General features: G+C 71.6%; 1 protein-coding gene and 1 pseudogene. Both read left to right on the forward strand.

Features of this window, described 5'->3' with window-relative positions; translation table 11 throughout:
- Nucleotides 1-8: 8 nt before the first annotated feature.
- A pseudogene (locus LXT23_RS48805) lies at nucleotides 9-20,096 on the forward strand (non-ribosomal peptide synthase/polyketide synthase); the annotation flags it as partial.
- Nucleotides 20,093-21,763 (forward strand): cyclic peptide export ABC transporter, encoded by a 1,671-nt coding sequence (locus tag LXT23_RS48810; RefSeq protein ID WP_253987432.1) that lies wholly within the window; start codon nucleotides 20,093-20,095, stop codon nucleotides 21,761-21,763. The pseudogene LXT23_RS48805 and the gene LXT23_RS48810, both read left to right, overlap by 4 nt.
- Nucleotides 21,764-21,767: the final 4 nt, after the last annotated feature.

Raw genomic sequence — 21,767 nt, forward strand, 5'->3', positions numbered from 1 at the left:
CCGAGCTGGTGCGCCACCGCGTTACGTCCCTCTGGCTCACCGCCGCCCTCTACGAGCAGATGGTCGCCCACCAGCCTCAGTCCCTGGCTGGTGTGAGCCAGGTGCTCGCCGGTGGTGACGTGCTGCCGGTGGAGCGCGTGCGCGAGCACCTCGCTCGCCTGCCCGAAGGCAGCGTCCTCATCAACGGCTACGGCCCCACCGAGAACACCACCTTCTCCGCCACGCATACGCTGAAGGCCGGAGACGCGGTGGGCCGCTCGGTGCCCATCGGCCGGCCGCTGCCGCACTCCACCACCTACGTGTTGGACGAGGCCTTCCAGCCGCTGCCGCCCGGCGTGCCCGGAGAGCTCTTCGTCGGTGGCGAAGGCTTGGCCTGGGGCTACCTCAACCGCCCCGACCTCACCGCAGAGCGCTTCATTCCCCACCCCTTCGCCTCCACCCCCGGCGCACGCCTCTACCGCACCGGTGACAAGGTGCGCTGGACGGCCGACGGCACCCTCGAGTTCCTGGGCCGCACCGACTTCCAGGTGAAGGTGCGTGGCTTCCGCATCGAGCTGGGCGAAATCGAGGCCGTCCTGCGCCAGGTCTCCGGCATACGGGAGACCGTCGCAGTCGTCCGCGAGGACGTGCCCGGCGACAAGCGCATCATCGCCTACCTCGTCCCGGCCACACCCGGCCTGGACACCTCGGCCGTGCGCACCTTCGTGCAGCAGCGCCTGCCCGAGTACATGGTGCCTTCGGCCTTCGTCGAGCTGGCCGCCCTACCCCTGTCCTCCAACGGCAAGCTGGACCGCAAGGCCCTGCCTGCGCCCGACTTCGCTGCTTCCGCATCCGAGGACTTCGTCGCTCCGCGTACGGAGCTCGAAGTCACACTGGCGGGCATCTTCGCCAGCGTGCTCGGCCTGGAGCGCGTCGGCCTGCACGGTGACTTCTTCGACCTGGGCGGCCACTCGCTGCTGGCCACGCAGGTGGTCTCCCGCATCCGTGCCACGTTGAACGTCGAGCTGCCCCTGGGCGAGCTGTTCTCCGCCCCCACCGTGGCCCTGCTCGCCGAGCGCCTCCAACAGCGCGGCGCCACCGCCCAGCAGCCTCCGCTCGTCCCCGTGGAGCGCTCGCAGGCGCTGCCGCTGTCCTTCGCTCAGCAACGTCTCTGGTTCATCGACCAGCTCCAGCCCGGCAGCGCCGCCTACAACATTCCCTGGGTGTTGAAGCTGGAAGGCACGCTGGATACCAACGCGCTGCTGCAGACGCTGCACGCGCTGGGGCAACGGCACGAAGTGCTGCGCACCACCTTCGTCGTGCGCGACGGCGAGCCCACCCAGCACGTCCACGCAGACCTCCAGCTGGAGCTGCCGGTGGTGGACCTGTCCACCCTGCCTCCCGCCCAGCGCGATGAGAAAGCTCGGAAGTTGGCGCAGGAAGAGGCGCAGCGCCCGTTCGATCTCGCGCGGGGGCCGCTGGTGCGCACCACGCTGGTGCGCCTGGCGCCCGAGCAACACCTGCTGCTGGTCACGCTGCATCACATCGTCTCCGACGGCTGGTCCATCGCCGTCATGGTGCGCGAGCTGGGCGCCTACTACCGCCAGTTCACCGGCGGCGAGCCCGCAACGCTCGCGCCGCTGCCCGTGCAGTACGCGGACTACTCGGTCTGGCAGCGCCAGTGGCTGCAGGGCGATGTGCTGAAGCAGGAGCTGGGCTGGTGGCGCGAGCAGCTGGCCGGTGCCTCCACCGCACTGGAGCTGCCCACCGACCGGCCCCGCCCCGCGCTGCAGACGTACCGCGGTGCAGTGGAGACGGTGCCCCTCCCCCGAGCGCTGAGCGAAGCCGTGAAGGCGCTGGCGCGGCGTGAAGGAGCCACGCCCTTCATGGTGCTGCTGGCCTCCCTCCAGCTGCTGATCTCCAAGTACTCAGGGCAGGACGACATCTCGGTCGGCTCGCCCATCGCCAATCGCAACCGGGCGGAGACCGAAGGCCTCATCGGCTTCTTCATCAACACCCTCGTCCTGCGCGCGAAGGTCGACAGCCGCCAGTCCTTCCGCGAGCTGCTGGCCCAGGTGCGGGAGCGCACGCTGGCCGCGTACGAGCATCAGGACATCCCCTTCGAGAAGCTCGTCGAGGAGCTGCAGCCCCAGCGCGACCTGAGCCGCAGCCCGCTCTTCCAGGTCACCCTCACGCTGCAGAACGCCCCCACCAACGAGCTGGCGCTGCCGGGGCTCACCCTCAGTGCCCTGGCGCCGGAGATCGACACCTCGAAGTACGACTTCAGCCTCGTGCTCGACGAGGGCAGCGACGGCTTTACTGGCGTCATCAACTACAACACCGACCTCTTCGATGCCGGCACGGTGCGGCGCCTCATGCGCCACTACGCCGTGCTGCTGGAGGCCGCCGTCTCCGCGCCGGAGCGCAGGCTCGACCTGCTGCCCCTTCTCACGGCGACGGAGCGCCAGCAGGTCGTCGCTGAGTGGAGCGGGACGCGCGGGGACTACCCGAGCGACACCTCCCTGGCGGTCCTCTTCGCCCTGCAGGCGCGGCAGACGCCGGATGCGCTCGCCCTCGTCTTCGGCGATGAACAACTGACGTACGCGCAGCTGGATGCGCGGGCCAACCGGCTCGCGCACTACCTGCGCAGCCTGGGTGTCCAGGCGGGCAGTCGCGTCGCGGTGCGCCTGGAGCGCTCCGTGGACCTGGTGGTGGGGCTGCTGGCCATCCTCAAGGCCGGAGCGGCCTATGTCCCGCTCGACAAGGGCTGGCCCACCGAGCGCGTCACCTTCGTCCTCCAGCAGTCCGCTGCGGCCGTGCTGCTCACCCAGTCCGCGCTCGCTGACGAGCTGCCCGACACGGGCAACGTCATGGTCGTCATGGACGAGGAGGGCGCTCGCATTGCACGCCAGCCCGAGTCCGCTCCTGCCATCCACCTGGGCGGGGAAGCTTTGGCGTACGTCATGTACACCTCGGGCAGCACCGGCCAGCCCAAGGGCGTGTGCGTGCCCCACCGCGCTGTCGCGCGACTGGTGAAGAACAACGGCTTCATGCGCTTCGGCAGCCAGGAGGTCTGGCTCCAGGCCGCCCCCGTCGCCTTCGACGCCTCGACTCTCGAAATCTGGGGTGCCCTGCTCAACGGCGCCAGGCTCGTCCTCGCCCCGGCCCGCTCCCTCTCCTTGGAGGAGCTGGGCTCCGAGCTGGTGCGCCACGGCGTCACCTCGCTGTGGCTCACCGCCGCCCTCTACGAGCAGATGGTCGCCCAGCAGCCACAAGCCCTGGCTGGTGTGAGCCAGGTGCTCGCCGGTGGTGACGTGCTGCCCGCGCACCGCGTGCGTGAGCACCTCGCCCGCATGCCGGAAGGCGCCGTCCTCATCAACGGCTACGGCCCCACCGAGAACACCACCTTCTCCGCCACGCATACGCTGAAGGCCGGAGACGAAGTCCTGCGCTCCGTCCCCATCGGCCGGCCGCTTCCCCACTCCACCACCTACGTGCTGGACGACGCCTTCCAGCCGCTGCCGCCCGGCGTGCCTGGAGAGCTCTTCGTCGGTGGTGAGGGCCTCGCCTGGGGCTACCTCAACCGCCCCGACCTCACCGCCGAGCGCTTCGTCCCCCACCCCTTCTCGACGACTCCCGGCGCGCGGCTCTACCGCACCGGCGACAAGGTGCGCTGGACTGCCGACGGGACGCTGGAGTTCCTGGGCCGCACCGACTTCCAGGTGAAGGTGCGTGGCTTCCGCATCGAGCTGGGCGAAGTCGAAGCCGTCCTGCGCCAGTTCTCCGGCATCCAGGAGACGGTGGCTGTCGTGCGCGAGGACGTCCCGGGCGACAAGCGCATCGTCGCCTACGTCGTCCCCACCACGCCCGGCCTGGACACGTCAGCCCTGCGCGGCTTCATGCAGCAGCGACTGCCCGAGTACATGGTGCCCTCGGCCTTCGTTGAAATGGCCGCGCTGCCCCTGTCCTCCAACGGCAAGCTGGACCGCAAGGCCCTGCCCGCACCAGACTTCGCGGCTTCCGTCTCCGAGGACTTCGTCGCGCCGCGCACCGAGCTGGAGACGCAGCTGGCCGGCATCTTCGCGGGCGTGCTCGGCCTGGAGCGCGTGGGCCTGCATGGAGACTTCTTCGAGCTGGGCGGCCACTCGCTGCTGGCCACGCAGGTGGTCTCCCGCATCCGCGCCACGCTGAACGTCGAGCTGCCCCTGGGTGAGCTCTTCTCCGCCCCTACCGTGGCCCTGCTCGCCGAGCGCCTTCAGCAGCGTGACGGCACCACGCAGCAACCGCCGCTGGTGCCCGTGGAGCGCACGCAGGCCCTGCCGCTGTCCTTCGCTCAGCAGCGCCTCTGGTTCATCGACCAGCTCCAGCCGGGAAGCACCGCCTACAACATTCCCTGGGCGCTGAAGCTGAACGGCACACTGGATGTCACCGCGCTGCACCGCGCGCTCCACGCACTGGGACAGCGACACGAGGCCCTGCGCACCACCTTCGTGGTGCATGGCAGCCAGCCCACGCAGCACATCCACTCCGAGCCTCGGGTGGAGCTGCCAGTGGTGGACCTGTCCGCCCTGCCTGCCGCCCAACGTGACGAGGAAGCACGGCGGCTGGCGCGAGAGGAGGCGCAGCGCCCGTTCGACCTCGCTCAGGGCCCGCTGGTGCGCACCACGCTGGTGCGCCTCGCATCCGCCGAGCACATCCTGCTCGTCACGGCGCACCACATCGTCTCGGACGGCTGGTCCGTCGCCATCATGGTGCGCGAGCTGGGGGCCTACTACCGCCAGTTCAGCGGCGGTGAGCCGGCGCGACTGGCGCCGCTGCCCGTGCAGTACGCGGACTACTCGGTGTGGCAGCGGCAGTGGCTCCAGGGCGAAGTGCTGAAGCAGGAGCTGGAGTGGTGGCGCCAGCAGCTGGCCGGCGCGCCCGCCGCGCTGGAGCTGCCCACCGACCGGCCGCGTCCCGCGATGCAGTCCAATCACGGCGCCACGCTGCCGATTCCCTTCCCTCACGAGCTGAGTGACGCGGTGAAGGCGCTGGCGCAGCGTGAGGGGGCCACGCCCTTCATGGTGATGCTGGCCGCCCTGCAGCTGCTGCTGTCGCGCTACTCGAGCCAGGACGACATCACCGTCGGTGCCGCCATCGCCAACCGCAACCGCGCGGAGACCGAAGGCCTCATCGGCTTCTTCGTCAACACCCTGGTGGTGCGAGCCACCATCGACAACCGCCAGTCCTTCCGCGAGCTGCTGGCCCAGGTCAAGCAGCGCACGCTGGCCGGATACGAGCACCAGGACGTCCCGTTCGAAAAGCTGGTGGAAGAGCTGCAGCCCCGGAGAGACCCGAGCCGCAGCCCGCTCTTCCAGGTCAGCTTCAGCTTCCACAACACGCCGAGCGAGCCGCTGACGCTCCCCGGGCTGGAGCTGGAGCCGCTTCCCCCCACAGAGGACACCTCGAAGTTCGACCTCGGCTTCGGCGTGGTGGAGGTCAACGGCCACCTGGAGCCCGCGCTCAACTACAACACGGACCTCTTCGACGCGAGCACCGCGGAGCGGATGGGGCGCCACTACCGCGCGCTGCTCGAGCATGTCACCGCCAACGCGGACCAGCCCCTGCGCCAGGTGAGCCTGCTCACCACGGACGAGCTCGCACAGGTCCAGGCGTGGAACGCCACCGGGCGTGGCTTCCCGCGCGAGACGACCGCGCACCAGCTCTTCGAGGCCCAGGCCGCGCTCACTCCCGACGCCGTCGCCGTGCGCTTCGAGGGCCAGGCCCTCACCTACGCCCGCCTCGACACCCGCGCCAACCAGCTGGCCCACCACCTGCGCTCGCTGGGCATCCGGCCCGAGGTCCCCGTCGCACTCTGCGTCGAGCGCTCGCTCGACATGGTCGTCGCCATCCTCGCCATCCTCAAGGCCGGTGGCGCCTACGTCCCCATGGACCCCGGCTATCCGGTGGACCGCCTCACGTACATGCTGCGTGACTGCGCCGCCCCCGTCCTCGTCACCACCGAGGCCATCGCCGACGAACTGCCCTCCGGCAGCGAGCAGCTCGTCCTGCTCGACACCGACGCCCCCCTCTTCGAGGCCGGGCCCGACTCCGCACCTTCCTCGGGCGTGGGCGCCGACAACCTCGCATACATCATCTACACCTCCGGCTCCACCGGCCGCCCCAAGGGCACGCTCCTTCAGCACCGCGGACTGTGCAACACGGCGCTCACCGCCGCCCGCGAGCACGGCTTCCACCCCTCCAGTCGCGTCCTCCAGTACGCCGCCTTCGGCTTCGACGCCTCCGTCGCCGAAGTCTTCGGCACCCTGCTGGCCGGCGCCACCCTCGTGCTCGCGCCCCGCGAGCGGCTGATGCCAGGCACCCCGCTGCGCACCCTGCTGCGCGAGGAGTCCGTCACCGCCGTCACCCTCACGCCTTCCGTGCTGGCACAGCTGTCTCCGGAGGACTTCCCCTCCCTGGAGACGCTCATCTCCGCCGGCGAGGCCTGCGCTCCGGAGCTGGTGGAGCGCTGGGGCTCTCGCGTGCGGATGCTCAACGCCTACGGCCCCACCGAGGTCACCGTCTGCGCCACCCTCTCCGCCCCCATGCGGCCCGGCCAGCGCATCACCATCGGCCGCCCCTGGGCCAACGTGCGTGTCCACGTGCTGGACTCCACCCTGCGTCCGGTGCCCGTCGGCGTCCCGGGAGAGCTGTGCGTGGACAGCGTGGGCCTGGCCCGCGGCTACCTCGGCCAGCCCGCACTCACCGCCGAGCGTTTCATCCCCAACCCCTTCGCCACCGACGCGGGCTCCCGCATCTACCGCACCGGCGACAAGGCCCGCTGGCTGGACGACGGCACCCTCGAGTACCTGGGTCGCCTGGACGAGCAGGTGAAGCTGCGCGGCTTCCGCATCGAGCCAGGTGAGGTGGAGTCCGCCCTCCTGCAGCACCCCTCCGTGCGCGAGGCCGCCGCCGTGGTGCGCGAGGATGCCCCGGGGGACAAGCGCCTGGTGGCGTACGTGGTGGCCGAGGAGGGCGACTCCCTCGACGTCGCCGCCCTGCGCACCGCCCTCAAGCAGCGGCTGCCCGAGCACATGGTGCCCGCCGTCATCTCCGTGCTCCAGGCCCTGCCCCTCACCCCCAACGGCAAGGTGGACCGCAAGGCCCTGCCCTCGCCCGATGACGAGCGCGAGGCCCAGGCCCGCGACTACGTCGCGCCCCGCAGCCGCACCGAGGAGCAGCTCGCCGCCCTCTGGGCGAAGCTGCTGCACGTCGCGCGCGTCGGCGTGCACGACGACTTCTTCGAGCTGGGCGGCCACTCGCTACTGGCCACCCAGGCCCTCTCGCAGGTGCAGGCCACCTTCGGCATCGAGCTGCCGCTGCGCGAGCTGTTCGAGGCACCCACCGTGGCCAGCCTCGCCGAGCGCGTGGACGCCGCCATGCGGACGTCCCAGCAGGCCCCCCAGGCGCCCGCGCTGCGTCCCACCTCGCGCGACGGAGCCACTCCCCTCTCCTTCGCCCAGCAGCGCCTGTGGTTCCTCGACCGCCTGGAGCCGGACAGCCCCTTCTACAACGTGCCCCTCGGCCTTCGCCTGGAGGGCACGCTCGACGTGTCCGCGCTGGAGCGAGCCTTCACCGAGCTGGCACGCCGCCACGAGGTGCTCCGCACCACCTTCCGTGAAGGCCCGGTGCAGGTCATCCATCCGCCCGCGCCGGTGCCCCTGCCGGTGGTCGACCTGTCCACCCTGGCCGAAGGCGCGCGCGAGGAAGAGGCCCTGCGGCTGGCCCGCGAGGAGGCACGCCGCCCGTTCGACCTCACCCACGGCCCGATGCTGCGCGCCACGCTGCTGCGCCTCGGCCCCACCGAGCACGTGCTGCTGCTGTCGATGCACCACATCGTCACCGACGGTTGGTCCATGGGCGTGCTGGTGCGTGAGGCCGCCACGCTCTACGCGGCCTTCTCCGCCGGTCGGTCCTCGCCCCTGCCCGAGCTGGCCATCCAGTACGCGGACTACGCGGCCTGGCAGCGCGGCTGGCTCCAGGGTGACGCGCTCGAGGCCCAGCTCTCCTGGTGGCGCGAGCACCTCACCGGCGCCCCTCCGCGCCTGGAGCTGCCCACCGACTTCCCGCGGCCTGCCCTCCAGGGCTTCCGCGGCGCCACCCACTCGCGCCTGCTGCCGCGCGAGCTGGCCGACTCGCTCCAGGCCCTCTGCCGCCGTGAGGGGACCACGCTCTTCATGGCCCTGCTGGCCGGCTTCGACATCGTCCTCTCCCGCTACAGCGGCCAGCAGGACTTCGTCGTCGGCACGGACATCGCCAACCGCAACCGCGCGGAGACCGAAGGCCTCATCGGCTTCTTCGTCAACCAGCTCGCGTTGCGCGTGAAGCTGGAGGAGGGGCAGACCTTCCGCGAGCTGCTCGGCCAGGTGCGGGACGTCACGCTGGGCGCCTACGCCCACCAGGACCTGCCCTTCGAGGAGCTGGTCAAGGAGCTCAACCCCGAGCGCAGCCTCGGACACTCGCCGCTGTTCCAGGTGAAGCTGGTGCTGCAGAACCAGCCGACCAGCGAGATTGTCGTGCCCGGCCTCACGCTGCGGGCCCAGAGCGTCGACTCCGGCACCTCGCGCCTGGACATCACGCTGGCCGTCCTCCAGACGGAGCAGGGCCTGGCGTGCGCCTGCGAGTACCGCACGGACCTCTTCACCGCGGCCACCATGGACCGACTCCTGCGCCACCTGGGCACGGTGCTGGAGGCCGCGGTGGCGCGGCCCGAGGCCTCCATCTCCAGCCTGGCCCTGATGGCCGAAGCGGAAGAGCGACAGGTGCTGGTGGACTGGAACGCCACCGGGCGTGACTTCCCCCGCGACACGGCCGTGCACTCCCTCTTCCAGGCCCAGGCGGCCCGCACGCCCGACGCCATCGCGCTCGAGTCCGAGGAGGGCACCCTCACCTACCGGCAGCTCGACGAGCGCTCCAACCAGCTCGCGCACCACCTGCGCACGCTGGGCGTCACCCCGGGCACGCGCGTGGCGCTGTGCCTGGAGCGCGGCCTGCTGCTGCCCGTGGGCCTGCTCGGCATCCTCAAGGCCGGTGCCGCCTTCGTCCCGTTGGACCCGACCTACCCGGCGGAGCGCCTGCAGACGATGCTCGCGCAGACGGCCGTGTCCGTCCTCGTCACGCAGGAGCGGCTCGCCGACGAGCTGCCCGCCCACGTCCCGCTCCTCGTGTGCCTGGACTCCGAGTGGGAGCAGGTGGCCCGCCAGCCCGTGTCCGCGTCCGACGCGTTCGCCAGCGCAGACAGCCTCGCGTACGTGATGTTCACCTCGGGCTCCACCGGTCAGCCCAAGGGCGTCGCCATCCCCCACCGCGGCATCACCCGCCTGGTGATGAGCGGCACCTTCATCCACTTCGGGCCCGAGGAAACCTTCCTCCAGCTCGCCCCCAGCTCGTTCGACGCCTCCACCCTGGAAATCTGGGGCGCGCTGCTGCACGGCGCGCGGCTGGTCCTCTTCCCGCCCCACGCGCCCTCGCTCGAAGAGCTGGGCGCGGCGCTGGTGCGCCACCGCGTCACCACGCTGTGGCTCACGGCCGCCCTGTTCGAGCAGATGGCGGTGCACCAGCCCGAGGCCCTGGCCTCCGTGCGCCAGGTGCTGGCTGGCGGTGACGCCCTGCCCGCGCAGCGCGTGCGCGAGCACCTGGCCCGGCTCCCGCAGGGCGCCGTGCTGGTCAACGGCTACGGCCCCACGGAGAACACGACGTTCACCGCGTGCCACCGGATGGAGACCGGCGCCACCTTCGGCGCCTCCGTCCCGCTGGGCCGCCCCATCTCCAACACCCGCGTCTACGTGCTGGACGCGGCGCTGCGGCCGGTGGCGCCGGGCGTGCCCGGTGAGCTGTACACCGGCGGCGACGGCCTGGCCTGGGGCTACCTGGGCCGGCCGGACCTCACCGCCGAGCGCTTCGTCCCCCACCCCTTCGCCACCGAGCCCGGTGCGCGGCTCTACCGCACGGGCGACAAGGTGCGCTGGCTGGAGGACGGGACGCTGGAGTTCCTCGGCCGCGTCGACTTCCAGGTCAAGGTGCGTGGCTTCCGCATCGAGCCCGGCGAGGTGGAGAGTGTCCTGCGCCTGCACTCGCGCGTGCAGGAGGCTGTCGTCGTCGTGCGCGAGGACTCGCCCGGCGACAAGCGCCTGGTGGCCTACGCCGTCGCGCCCGACACGGACGCGGCGGACCTCAAGGACTTCCTGCGCCAGAAGCTGCCCGAGTACATGGTGCCCTCGGCACTCGTGTGCCTGGAGTCCCTGCCCCTCACGCCCAACGGCAAGGTGGACAGGCGCGCCCTGCCCGCCCCCGAGCTGGGAGGCGCGGAGGGCGACGACTTCGCCGCGCCCCGCACCGCCACCGAGGGTGTGCTGGCCGGCATCTTCTCCGACGTGCTGGGCGTCAAGCGCGTGGGGCTGAATGACGACTTCTTCGAGCTGGGCGGCCACTCGCTGCTGGCCACCCAGGTCGTCTCCCGCATCCGCGCGGCCTTCGACCTGGAGCTGGCGCTGCGCGAGCTGTTCGAATCGCCCACCGTCGTCGGGCTCGCCCGGCACGTGGACTCGACGCGCCTGGAGCGTCAGGGCCTGGGCATCCCCGCGCTCACGCCCGCGCCGCGCAAGGGCGCGCTGCCGCTGTCCTTCGCGCAGCAGCGTCTGTGGTTCATCGACCAGCTCGAGCCGGGCAGCCCGCTCTACAACATGCCCGCCGCGCTGCGGATGAAGGGCACCCTGGACGTGGGCGCACTGGAGCGCTCCATCTCGGACGTGGCGGAGCGCCACGAGGCGCTGCGCACCACCTTCGCCTCGCGCGACGGTGAGCCGGTGCAGGTCATCCACCCGGCTGCGCCCCTGTCGCTGCCCGTGGTGGACCTGAGCACGCTGCCCGAGTCCGAGCGCCAGGACGAGGTGCTGCGCCGGGCCCGCGAAGAGGCGCTGCGGCCCTTCGACCTCGCCGCAGGCCCCCTCTTCCGCGTCACCCTGCTGCGGCTGGGTGAGCGGGAGCACGTGCTGCTGTCGACGATGCACCACATCGTCTCCGACGGTTGGTCCACGGGTGTACTGGTGCGGGAGCTGGGCGCGCTCTACACGGCGCACCTGTCCGGCACCCGCGCGGAGCTGCCGCCCCTGCCCGTGCAGTACGCGGACTTCGCGGCGTGGCAGCGCGGCTGGCTGCGCGACGACGCGCTCCAGGCGCGAATGGAGTACTTCAAGAAGCAGCTGGGCGGCGCACCCGCCCTGCTGGAGCTGCCCACCGACAGGCCCCGCCCATCCGTCCAGACGCGCAACGCCGCGCACCTGCCCGTCATCGTTCCGGCGGACCTCTCCGAGGCCGTCAAGGCCCTGTCGCAGCGCCACGGCGCCACGCCGTTCATGACGCTGCTTGCTGCCTTCCAGGTGCTGCTGTCGCGCTACTCCGGCCAGGATGACGTCGTCGTCGGCTCGCCCATCGCCGGCCGCAACCGCGCGGAGACCGAGGGCCTCATCGGCTTCTTCGTCAACACCATCGCCCTGCGCACGCGCATCGACCCGGACGCGTGCTTCACTTCGCTGCTGGAGCAGGTGAAGCACACCACCCTGGGGGCCTTCGACCACCAGGACGTGCCCTTCGAGAAGCTGGTGGAGGAGCTCCGTCCGGAGCGCAGCCTCAGCTATTCGCCGCTGTTCCAGGTCATGTTCTCCGTCCTGAACACCCCCATGGGTGCGCTGGAGCTGCCAGGCTTGCGGCTGGAGGAAGTCGGGACCAGCGAGGTGCCTCTCAAGTTCGACCTGGACCTCGGTGTGCTGGAGACGCCCGCGGGCTTCCAGGGCAGCCTCGTCTACAACACCGACCTGTTCGACGCGGCCACCATGCAGCGCATGGTGGTGCACCTGCTCACCCTGCTGCGCGCCGCCGTGGCGGCCCCCGAGCAGGCCGTCTCCACCCTGCCGCTGATGGACGAGGCCGAGCAGCGCCGCCTGCTGGTGGAGTGGAACGACACCGCCGCCGCCTTCCCGGATGGCGCCAGCGTCCACCACCTCTTCTCCGCCCAGGCCGCCCTCACGCCGGACGCGCTCGCCGTGGTCTCCGGCACAGGCTCGCTCACGTACGCGCAGCTCGACGCACGCTCCGGCGTGCTGGCCGCTCACCTGCGTGCGCTGGGCGTGCGACCCGGCACCCTCGTCGCCCTGTGCATGGAGCGCTCGCTGGAGGTGCCCATGGCCCTCCTCGGCGTGCTCAAGGCCGGCGGCGCCTACGTGCCGCTGGACCCGGCCTACCCGCGTGAGCGCCTGGCGTTCATGCTCCAGGACACCGCTGCCCCGGTGCTGCTCACCCAGCAGCACCTGCTTGGCGTGCTGCCCGAGGGCCCGGCCGTGGTGTGCCTCGACGCCGGCTGGGAGGCCGGCTTCCGTGACACCGCCTTCAGCGCGCCGGTGCCGGCGGATAGCGCCGCCTACGTCATCTACACCTCCGGCAGCACGGGCCAGCCCAAGGGCACGGTCCTGTCGCACCGCGCTCTGGCCAACCACTCCACCTGGATGCGCACGCTGTGCGACCTGGGCCCGGGAGAGAGGGCGCTCCAGCTCACCTCGCTGAGCTTCGACGTGTCCGTCGCCGAGGTGTTCTCCACCGTCCTGTCCGGAGCCACCCTCGTGCTGGCGCCGCCGGAGGCACAGCGCGACCCGGTCGTCCTGCGCGAGGCCCTGGTGCGCCACGACATCACCGTGCTCCAGGTGGTGCCGTCCATGCTGCGCGTGCTGCTGGACGACCCGGCCCTGCGCACCGCCACGCGCCTGCGCTGGCTCATCTCCGGCGGCGAAGCCCTGCCTGCGGACCTGCCGCCGCGCGTGCGCGAGGTGCTGCCGCACGTGCGCCTCAACAACAACTACGGCCCCACCGAGACGACCATCGACGCCACGTCGTGGCTCGTGGAGGGCGCGTTCTCCTCGCCGGTGGCGCCGATCGGCCGGCCCATGGCCAACGCCCAGGCGTACGTGCTGGACGCGCGCATGCGCCCGGTGCCCACGGGTGTGCCCGGGGAGCTGTACATGGGCGGCGTGGGCCTGGCCCGCGGCTACCTGCACCGCCCGCACCTCACCGCCGAGCGCTTCGTCCCCCACCCCTTCGCCACCGAGCCCGGCGCACGGCTGTACCGCACCGGCGACAAGGTGCGCTGGCTGGCGGACGGCACGCTCGACTTCCTGGGCCGCATCGACTTCCAGGTGAAGCTGCGCGGCCTGCGCATCGAGCTGGGCGAAATCGAGGCCGCCCTCAAGGCGCAGCCCGGCATCCTCGACGCCACCGTGCTGGTGCGCGACGAGCGGCTGGTCGGCTACGTGGTCGGCGCAGTGGACACAGCCTCACTTCGTCAGGGCCTGGCGCGCGGCCTGCCCGAGTACATGGTGCCGCAGGCCTTCGTGACGCTGGCCGCCCTGCCCCTCACTCCCAACGGCAAGCTGGACCGCAAGGCCCTGCCGGCGCCGGACAGCGACGCCAACACGGCGGCCACCTTCATCGCCCCGCGCACGCCCACCGAGGCGACGCTGGCCGGGTTGATGGCGCAGCTGCTGCGCGTGGAGCGCGTGGGCGCGGAGGACAGCTTCTTCGCCCTGGGCGGCCACTCGCTGCTGGCCACCCAGCTCGCCTCCCGCATCCGCGCCAGCTTCGGCGTGGAGCTGCCCCTGCGCATCCTCTTCGAGGAGCCCACCGTCGCCGGCCTCGCCGCGCGCCTGGACCTCCTCCGGAACGAGACGGCCTCCGCTCCGCCGCCCCTGGTCCCCGTGCCGCGCACGGGAGCCATGCCCGTCTCCTTCGCCCAGCGGCGGCTGTGGTTCATCGAGCAGCTCCAGCCCGGCAGCCCGCTCTACAACATGCCCATCGCGCTGCGCCTCAAGGGCGCGCTGGACGCGCGAGCCCTGGAGCACGCTTTCAACACGCTGGTCCACCGCCACGAGGCGCTGCGCACCACGTTCTCCACCCGCGACGGCGAGCCCGTGCAGGTCATCCACGCCGCCGCCGGCCTGGCGCTGCCGGTGGTGGACCTGAGCGACCTGCCCACCGAGGAGCGTGAAGCCCGGGCCCGAAGCCTGGTCACCGAGGACGCCCTGCGGCCCTTCGACCTCGTTGCCGGTCCGCTGATGCGCGCGTCGCTGGTCCGGCTGGACGCACGCGAGCACCTGCTGCTGCTGACGCTGCACCACATCGTCACGGACGGCTGGTCCATGGACGTGATGGTGCGTGAGTCCGCCACGCTCTATGCGGCCTTCTCCGCCGGTCAGCCCTCGCCCCTGCCCGAGCTGGCCATCCAGTACGCGGACTACGCGGCCTGGCAGCGCGGCTGGCTCCAGGGTGAGGCCCTCGAAGCCCAGCTCTCCTGGTGGCGCGAGCACCTCACCGGCGCGCCCCAGCTGCTGGAGCTGCCCACCGACTTCCCGCGGCCCGCCATCCAGGGCTTCCGCGGCGCCATCCACACGCACGTGCTGCCGCGCGAGCTGGTCGACTCGCTCCAGGCCCTGTCACGCCGTGAGGGCATCACCCTCTTCATGGCCCTGCTGGCGGGCCTCGAAGTCGTCCTCTCCCGCTACTCGGGCCAGGAAGACTTCGTCGTCGGCACGGACATCGCCAACCGCAACCGCGGAGAGACTGAAGGCCTCATCGGCTTCTTCATCAACCAGCTGGCCCTGCGCGCGCGGCTGGGTGGCGACCCCACCTTCCGCGAGCTGCTCGGCCGGGTGCGGGACGTCACGCTGGGCGCCTACGCCCACCAGGACCTGCCCTTCGAGGAGCTGGTCAAGGAGCTCAACCCCGAGCGCTCCATGGGCCACGCGCCCCTCTTCCAGGTGAAGCTGGTGCTGCAGAACCAGCCTGACACCGAGCTGGTGCTGCCGGGCCTCACGCTGCAAGCCGAGAGCTCCGAGTCCGGCACCTCGCGCCTGGACCTGACGGTCTCCGTCATCGAGACGGCCCAGGGCCTGTTGTTCGGCTGCGAGTACCGCACCGACCTCTTCACCGCCGACACCGTGGCACGGCTGATGCGCAACCTGGGCACCCTGCTGGAGGCCGCGGCGGCCCAGCCCGACATGCGCATCTCCGCGCTCCCCCTGATGGGCGCCCCGGAGCGCCGTCAGCTCCTGGTGGACTTCAACCCGTCCTCCGACGTCTCGCCCTCCGGCGAGGCGTGCGTCCACCAGCTCATCGCCGACGTGGCCGCGCGTGCGCCCGAGGCCACCGCCGTGTGCTTCGAGCAGCAGACGCTCACCTACGCGCAGCTCGACGCGCGCTCCAACCAGCTCGCGTGGCACCTGCGCTCGCTCGGCGTCACGGCCGAGGTGCCCGTGGCCGTCTGCTTCCAGCGGTCCCCGGAGCTCACCGTCGCCATCCTCGCCGTCCTCAAGTCCGGCGGCGCTTACGTCCCGCTAGACCCGAGCCTGCCCGTCGAGCGTCTGGGCTATATGCTGCGCGACTGCGGCGCGCCCGTGCTCCTCACCACCGAGGCCATCGCCGACGAGCTGCCCTCGGGTGGCGAGCGGCTGGTGCTGGTGGATGCCGAGGCGGCGGTCATCTCCGCGCAGCCCGAGACGGCGCTCCCCTCCCGCGTCCAGCCCGACAACCTGGCCTACATCATCTACACGTCGGGCAGCACGGGCCGGCCCAAGGGCACGCTGCTGGCACACCGGGGCCTGTGCGCCACCGCCTCGGCCGCCATCTCCGCCCACCGCTACCGCCCGGGCAGCCGCGTCCTCCAGTACGCCGCCTCCAGCTTCGATGCCTCCATCATGGAGGTCTTCGCCACCCTGCTCGCCGGCGCCACCCTCGTGCTCGCGCCCCGCGAGCGGCTGCTGCCCGACGAGCCCCTGCGCTCGCTGCTGGTGGAGCAGGGAATCACCGCCGTCACCCTCACGCCCTCCGTCCTCGCCCAGCTCCAGCCCGAGGGGCTGGCCTCACTCGAGACGCTCATCTCCGCCGGTGAGGCCCTCACCCCGGAGCTGGCACGCCGCTGGGGCCCTGGCCGCACCCTGCTCAACGCCTACGGCCCCACCGAGGCCACCATCTGCGCGACCATCACCCGCGGCCCTGTCTCCGCCGAGCGCCCCACCCTGGGCCAGCCCTGGGCCAACACCCTGCTGTACGTGCTCGACTCGCGCCTGGAGCCGGTGCCGCACGGCGTGCCCGGTGAGCTGTTCATCTCCGGCGTGGGCCTGGCACGTGGCTACGTGCGCCGCGCGGACCTCACCGCCGAGCGCTTCCTGCCCAACCCCTTCTCGGCCATTCCGGGCGCGCGCATGTACCGCACCGGAGACCGGGTGCGCTGGCTGGAGTCCGGTGAGCTGGAGTACCTGGGCCGGCTCGACTCGCAGGTGAAGCTGCGCGGCTTCCGCATCGAGACGGGAGAGGTGGAAGCAACCCTCACCGCCTTCTCCGGCGTGCGCGAGGCAGCGGTGGTGGTGCGCGAGGACGTCCCAGGTGACAAGCGCCTGGTGGGCTACCTGGCCGCGGAGGCCGAGCTGGACCTGGCGGCCGTGCGCGCCCACCTCCAGCAGCGGCTGCCCGAGTACATGGTGCCCTCCGCGCTGGTGCGCCTGGACTCGCTGCCCCTCACCGCCCACGGCAAGCTGGACCGCGCCGCACTTCCGACTCCGGAAGCGCCCACCGGACTGCGCGCCTACGTGGCGCCGGGCAGCCCGGTGGAACAGAAGCTCGCGGAGCTGTGGATGGAGGTGCTACGTGTGGACAAGGTGGGCCTCCACGACAACTTCTTCGAGCTGGGCGGGCACTCGCTGCTCGCCACGCAGCTCATCTTGCGCGTGCGCTCCGCCTTCGGGGTGGAGCTGCCCCTGCGCGAGTTCTTCGAGGCCTCGTCACTCCAGGGGCTCGCGGGGCGGGTCCAGGCGGCGCTCCAGACGGGTCAGGGACTCACGGCGCCGGCCATCGTCGCCGTCCCGCGCACGGGCCCGCTGCCGCTCTCCTTCGCGCAGCAGCGCCTGTGGTTCCTCGACCGGCTGGAGCCCAACAGCCCGTTCTACAACATCCCCATCGCGCTCCGGCTGGAGGGCACCCTGGACGTGGACGCGCTCCAGGGCATCCTCACGGAGCTGGTGCACCGCCACGAGCCGCTGCGCACCACCTTCGCCGACCACGAGGGACAGGCCGTCCAGCTCATCCATCCGCCCACCGCCGTTCCGCTCCCCATCGTGGACCTGCGGAGCCGGCCGGACGCCGAGGCCGAGGCGAAGCGCCTCGCGATGGAAGAAGCGCAGCGTCCCTTCGACCTGACGAAGGGCCCGCTGGTGCGCGCCACCGTGCTGCGCATTGCCCCCGAGCAGCACACGCTGTTGCTCAGCCTGCACCACATCATCTCCGACGGCTGGTCCATGGGCCTGCTGGTGCGCGAGATGACCGAGCTCTACCAGGCGCGCCTCACGGGCAGGCCTCCGGCGCTGGCGCCGCTGCCCGTGCAGTACGCCGACTTCGCGGCGTGGCAGCGCTCCTGGCTGCAGGGCGCCGCGCTCCAGCGGCAGCTCGACTGGTGGAAGCAGCACCTGTCCGGCGCACCGTCCCTCCTGGAGCTGCCCACCGACTTCCCCCGTCCGTCGGCCCAGAGCTTCCAGGGCGCCAGCCTCCAGCACGTCCTCCCGGCCCCGCTCACCCCGGCGCTGCACGCCCTCAGCCGCCAGCACGGCGCCACGCTGTTCATGACGCTGCTGGCGGGCCTCGACGTCGTCCTCTCGCGCCACTCCGGCCAGCAGGACATCGTCGTCGGCACGGACATCGCCAACCGCCACCACGCCGGCACGGAGGAGCTCGTCGGCTTCTTCATCAACCAGCTCGCGCTGCGCGCCCGGCTGGACGACGACCCCACCTTCACCGAGCTGCTGGGCCGCGTGCGTGAGTCCACGCTCGGCGCCTACGCCCACCAGGACCTGCCCTTCGAGCAGCTCGTCCAGGCCGTCAACCCCGAGCGCTCCATGGGCCACGCGCCCCTCTTCCAGGTGAAGCTGGTGCTGCAGAACCAGCCCACCTCCGAGCTGCGCGTGCCCGGCCTCACCCTGCGCGGCGAGGACGTGGAGTCGACCACGTCACGACTGGACCTGACGATCTCCTTCACCGAAACGCCCGTGGGCCTGGCGTGCAGCTGCGAGTACCGCACCGACCTGTTCACCGCCGCCACCGTGACGCGGCTGGTGCGCAACCTGGGCACCCTGCTGGAGGCCGCGGCGGCCCGGCCCGACACGCGCGTGTCCGCCCTCCCCCTGCTGGCCGACCCCGAGCGCCATCAGCTCCTGGTGGACTTCAACCCGACCCCGCACGTCTGGCCCTCCGGCGAGGCGTGCGTCCACCAGCTCATCGCCGACGTGGCCGCGAGGGCGCCCGGCTCCACCGCCGTGCGCTTCGAGCAGCAGACGCTCACCTACGCGCAGCTCGACGCGCGCGCCAACCAGCTCGCGTGGCACCTGCGCTCGCTCGGCGTCACGGCCGAGGTGCCCGTGGCACTCTGCCTGGAGCGCGCTCCGGAGCTCATCGTCTCCATCCTCGCCGTCCTCAAGGCCGGCGGCGCGTACGTCCCGCTCGACCCGAGCCTGCCCTTCGAGCGCCTGGGCTACATGCTGCGCGACTGCGGCGCGCCCGTGCTCGTCACCACCGAGACCATCGCCGACGAGCTGCCTCCGGGCGGCGAGCGGCTGGTGCTGCTGGACACCGAGGCGGCCGCCATCTCCGCGCAGCCCGAGACGGCGCTCCCCGTCCACGTCCAGCCGGACAACCTGGCGTACGTCATCTACACGTCGGGCAGCACGGGCCGGCCCAAGGGCACGCTGCTGGCGCACCGGGGCCTGTCCAACACGGCGCGGCGCATCGGAGAGACGATGCGCCTGGGGCCGACGAGCCGCGTGGTGCAGTTCTTCTCCGTGGGCTTCGACGCCTCGGTGTGGGAGGTGTTCGGCGCGCTCGTCGCCGGAGCGACGCTGGTGCTGACGCCTCGCGAGCGGATGCTGCCCGGCGCGCCCCTGCACTCGCTGCTGGTGGACGAGGGCATCACCGCCGCCACCCTGACGCCCTCCGTGCTCGCGCTGCTCGAGCCCGAGGGGCTGCGGCTGGACACGCTCGTCTCCGCCGGTGAGGCGCTCTCACCCGAGCTGGTGCAGCGCTGGGGCGGCCACACCCGGCTGCTCAACGCCTACGGCCCCACCGAGGTCACCGTCTGCGCGTCCATCTCCGCGCCGCTCAGGCCGGGACAGCGGCCCTATATCGGCCAGCCCTGGGCCAACACGCGCCTGTACGTGCTGGACGCCACGCTGCGCCCGGTGCCCGTGGGCGTGCCCGGCGAGCTGTACGTGGGCGGCGTGGGCCTGGCCCGCGGCTACCTCGGCCGGCCGGAGCTCACCGCCGAGCGCTTCATCCCGGACCCGCTGGGCGACGTGCCCGGCGCGCGGCTCTACCGCACGGGAGACCGGGTGCGCTGGCTGGAGTCCGGTGAGCTGGAGTACCTGGGCCGCACCGACTTCCAGGTGAAGCTGCGTGGCTTCCGCATCGAGCTGGGCGAGGTCGAAGCGAGCCTGGCGGCCTTCTCGGGCGTGCGCGAGGCGGCGGCCATCGTGCGCGAAGACGTGCCCGGAGACCGGCGCCTGGTGGGCTACGTGGCCGCGGAGGCCGAGCTGGACATGGCGGCCCTGCGCACGCACCTCCAGCAGCGGCTGCCGGACTACATGGTGCCCTCCGCGCTGGTGCGCCTGGAGTCGCTGCCCCTCACCTCCAGCGGCAAGCTGGACCGCGCGGGCCTGCCGGCCGCCGAGGCGCCCACGGGGCCGCGCCCCTACGTGGCGCCGCGCGACGAGCTGGAGCAGCAGGTGGCGGACCTCTGGTCGGAGGTGCTGCGCATGGAGAAGGTCAGCATCCACGACAGCTTCTTCGAGCTGGGCGGGCACTCGCTGCTCGCCACCCAGCTCATCACGCGGGTGCGCTCCATCTTCCAGGTGGAGCTGCCGCTGCGCGGGCTGTTCGAGAACCCCACCGTGGAGGGCATGGCGCTGCTCCTCCTGGAAGCCCTGTCGGAGGGCATGGATGCCTCCGAGCTGGAAGACATGGTCGACGCGCTGGACGAGTCCGGGAGTGAATCATGAAGTTGCTGCTCATCCTGTTGCGCAAGTCGATGCCCCTGGCCGTGCTCACGGTCGTCTTCGGCCTGCTGTCCGGCGCGAGCAGTGCGTCGCTGCTGGCCCTCATCAACCAGGCGCTGACCCGGGGCACGGAAGGCTCCCTGTCGGAGATTGCCCTGCCCTTCGTGGGCATCGCGTTCGCGGCGATGCTGACGCGCATCGGCTCGCAGTACATGCTCAACCGGCTCCAGCACGGCATCCTGGTGCACCTGCGGATGTGGCTCAGCCGGCACCTGCTGGCCACCTCACTCCGGACCCTGGAATCGGCCGGCGCCCACCGGATGCTGACGTCGCTGATGCAGGACATCGGCACCCTGAGCGCGGGCGTGCTGGTGCTGCCGGACATCTTCATCAGCTCCGCCATCGTCCTGGGCGGCCTCATCTACCTGGGCTGGCTGTCGTGGCCCCTGTGCCTGGCCATCGTGGTCCTGATGGTGCTGGGACAGCTCACGTACACCGTGCCGGCCGGAGTCGCGAACAAGTACGCGGAGCAGGGACGAGAGCAGGGCAACGTCCTGTTCAAGCACTTCCTCACCATGTCCACGGGCGCCAAGGAGCTGCGGCTCAACCGGCGCCGGCGGCGCGACTTCTTCGAGCTGGACCTGGGCCCCGCCGTCCAGGAGTCCCGCCGGCTGTACCTGCGCACCGACGACCTGTTCTCCGTCGCGGCGAGCTGGGGCATGTCTCTCTACGTCCTCACCATCGGCCTGCTGCTCATCGTGGGGCCGCGCGTCACCTCGCTGACGCAGACGGAGCTGTTCGGCGCGGTGCTCGTGGTCCTCTACTTCCAGCAGCCCCTCAACTCCATCACCGCCTCGTACCCCGCCGTGCGCCGGGGCGAGGTGGCGCTGGCGCAGATCGAGAAGTTCGGCGTCATCCTGGCGCCCGAGGAGGGCATGGGGATGGAGCTCCCGGCGGACACCCAGGAGGCGCCGCGCACCTTCGAGCGCATCGAGATGGCGGGCGTCACCCACACCTACCGCAACGAGCGGGACGGTGAGCAGTTCACCCTGGGCCCCATCAACCTGTCGCTCGAGCGCGGACAGGTGATGTTCCTCGTGGGCGGCAACGGCAGTGGCAAGACGACGCTGGCCAAGGTGCTCAGCGGGCTCTACGCACCCGAGTCCGGAGAGCTTCGCGTGGATGGCACCGCCGTCCCGCACCACGGCATGGACGACTACCGCCAGCTCTTCTCGGCCGTCTTCTATGACTTCTTCCTGTTCGAGCGGCTGGTGGGCGGCGCCTCGCCCGACATGCTGAAGCAGGCCCGGGACTACCTGGAGCACCTGCACCTGGACAAGAAGGTGACGATTGCGGACGACGGCAAGCTGTCCACGACCGCCCTCTCCCAGGGACAGCGCAAGCGGCTGGCGCTGCTGATGGCCTACCTGGAGGACCGCCCCGTCTACCTCTTCGACGAGTGGGCGGCGGACCAGGACCCCCAGTTCAAGGAAGTGTTCTACCGGCAGATCCTCCAGGACCTGAAGGCTCGCGGGAAGGCGGTGGTCGTCATCAGCCACGACGACCGCTACTTCCACCTGGCGGACCGTCTCGTCCGCATCGAGTCCGGGCAGCTCATCTTCGATGGGAAGCCGGACGAGCCGCGAATCACGAACGTGTTGAGTGCGTAGGCAG

It is taken from the genome of Pyxidicoccus xibeiensis, from assembly GCF_024198175.1.
Classification (GTDB): Bacteria; Myxococcota; Myxococcia; order Myxococcales; family Myxococcaceae; genus Myxococcus; species Myxococcus xibeiensis.

Bases quoted from the DNA above. Each gene is read 5' to 3' on its own strand.
- LXT23_RS48810 (WP_253987432.1), top strand. From the start codon at position 20,093: ATGAAGTTGCTGCTCATCCTGTTGCGCAAGTCGATGCCCCTGGCCGTG.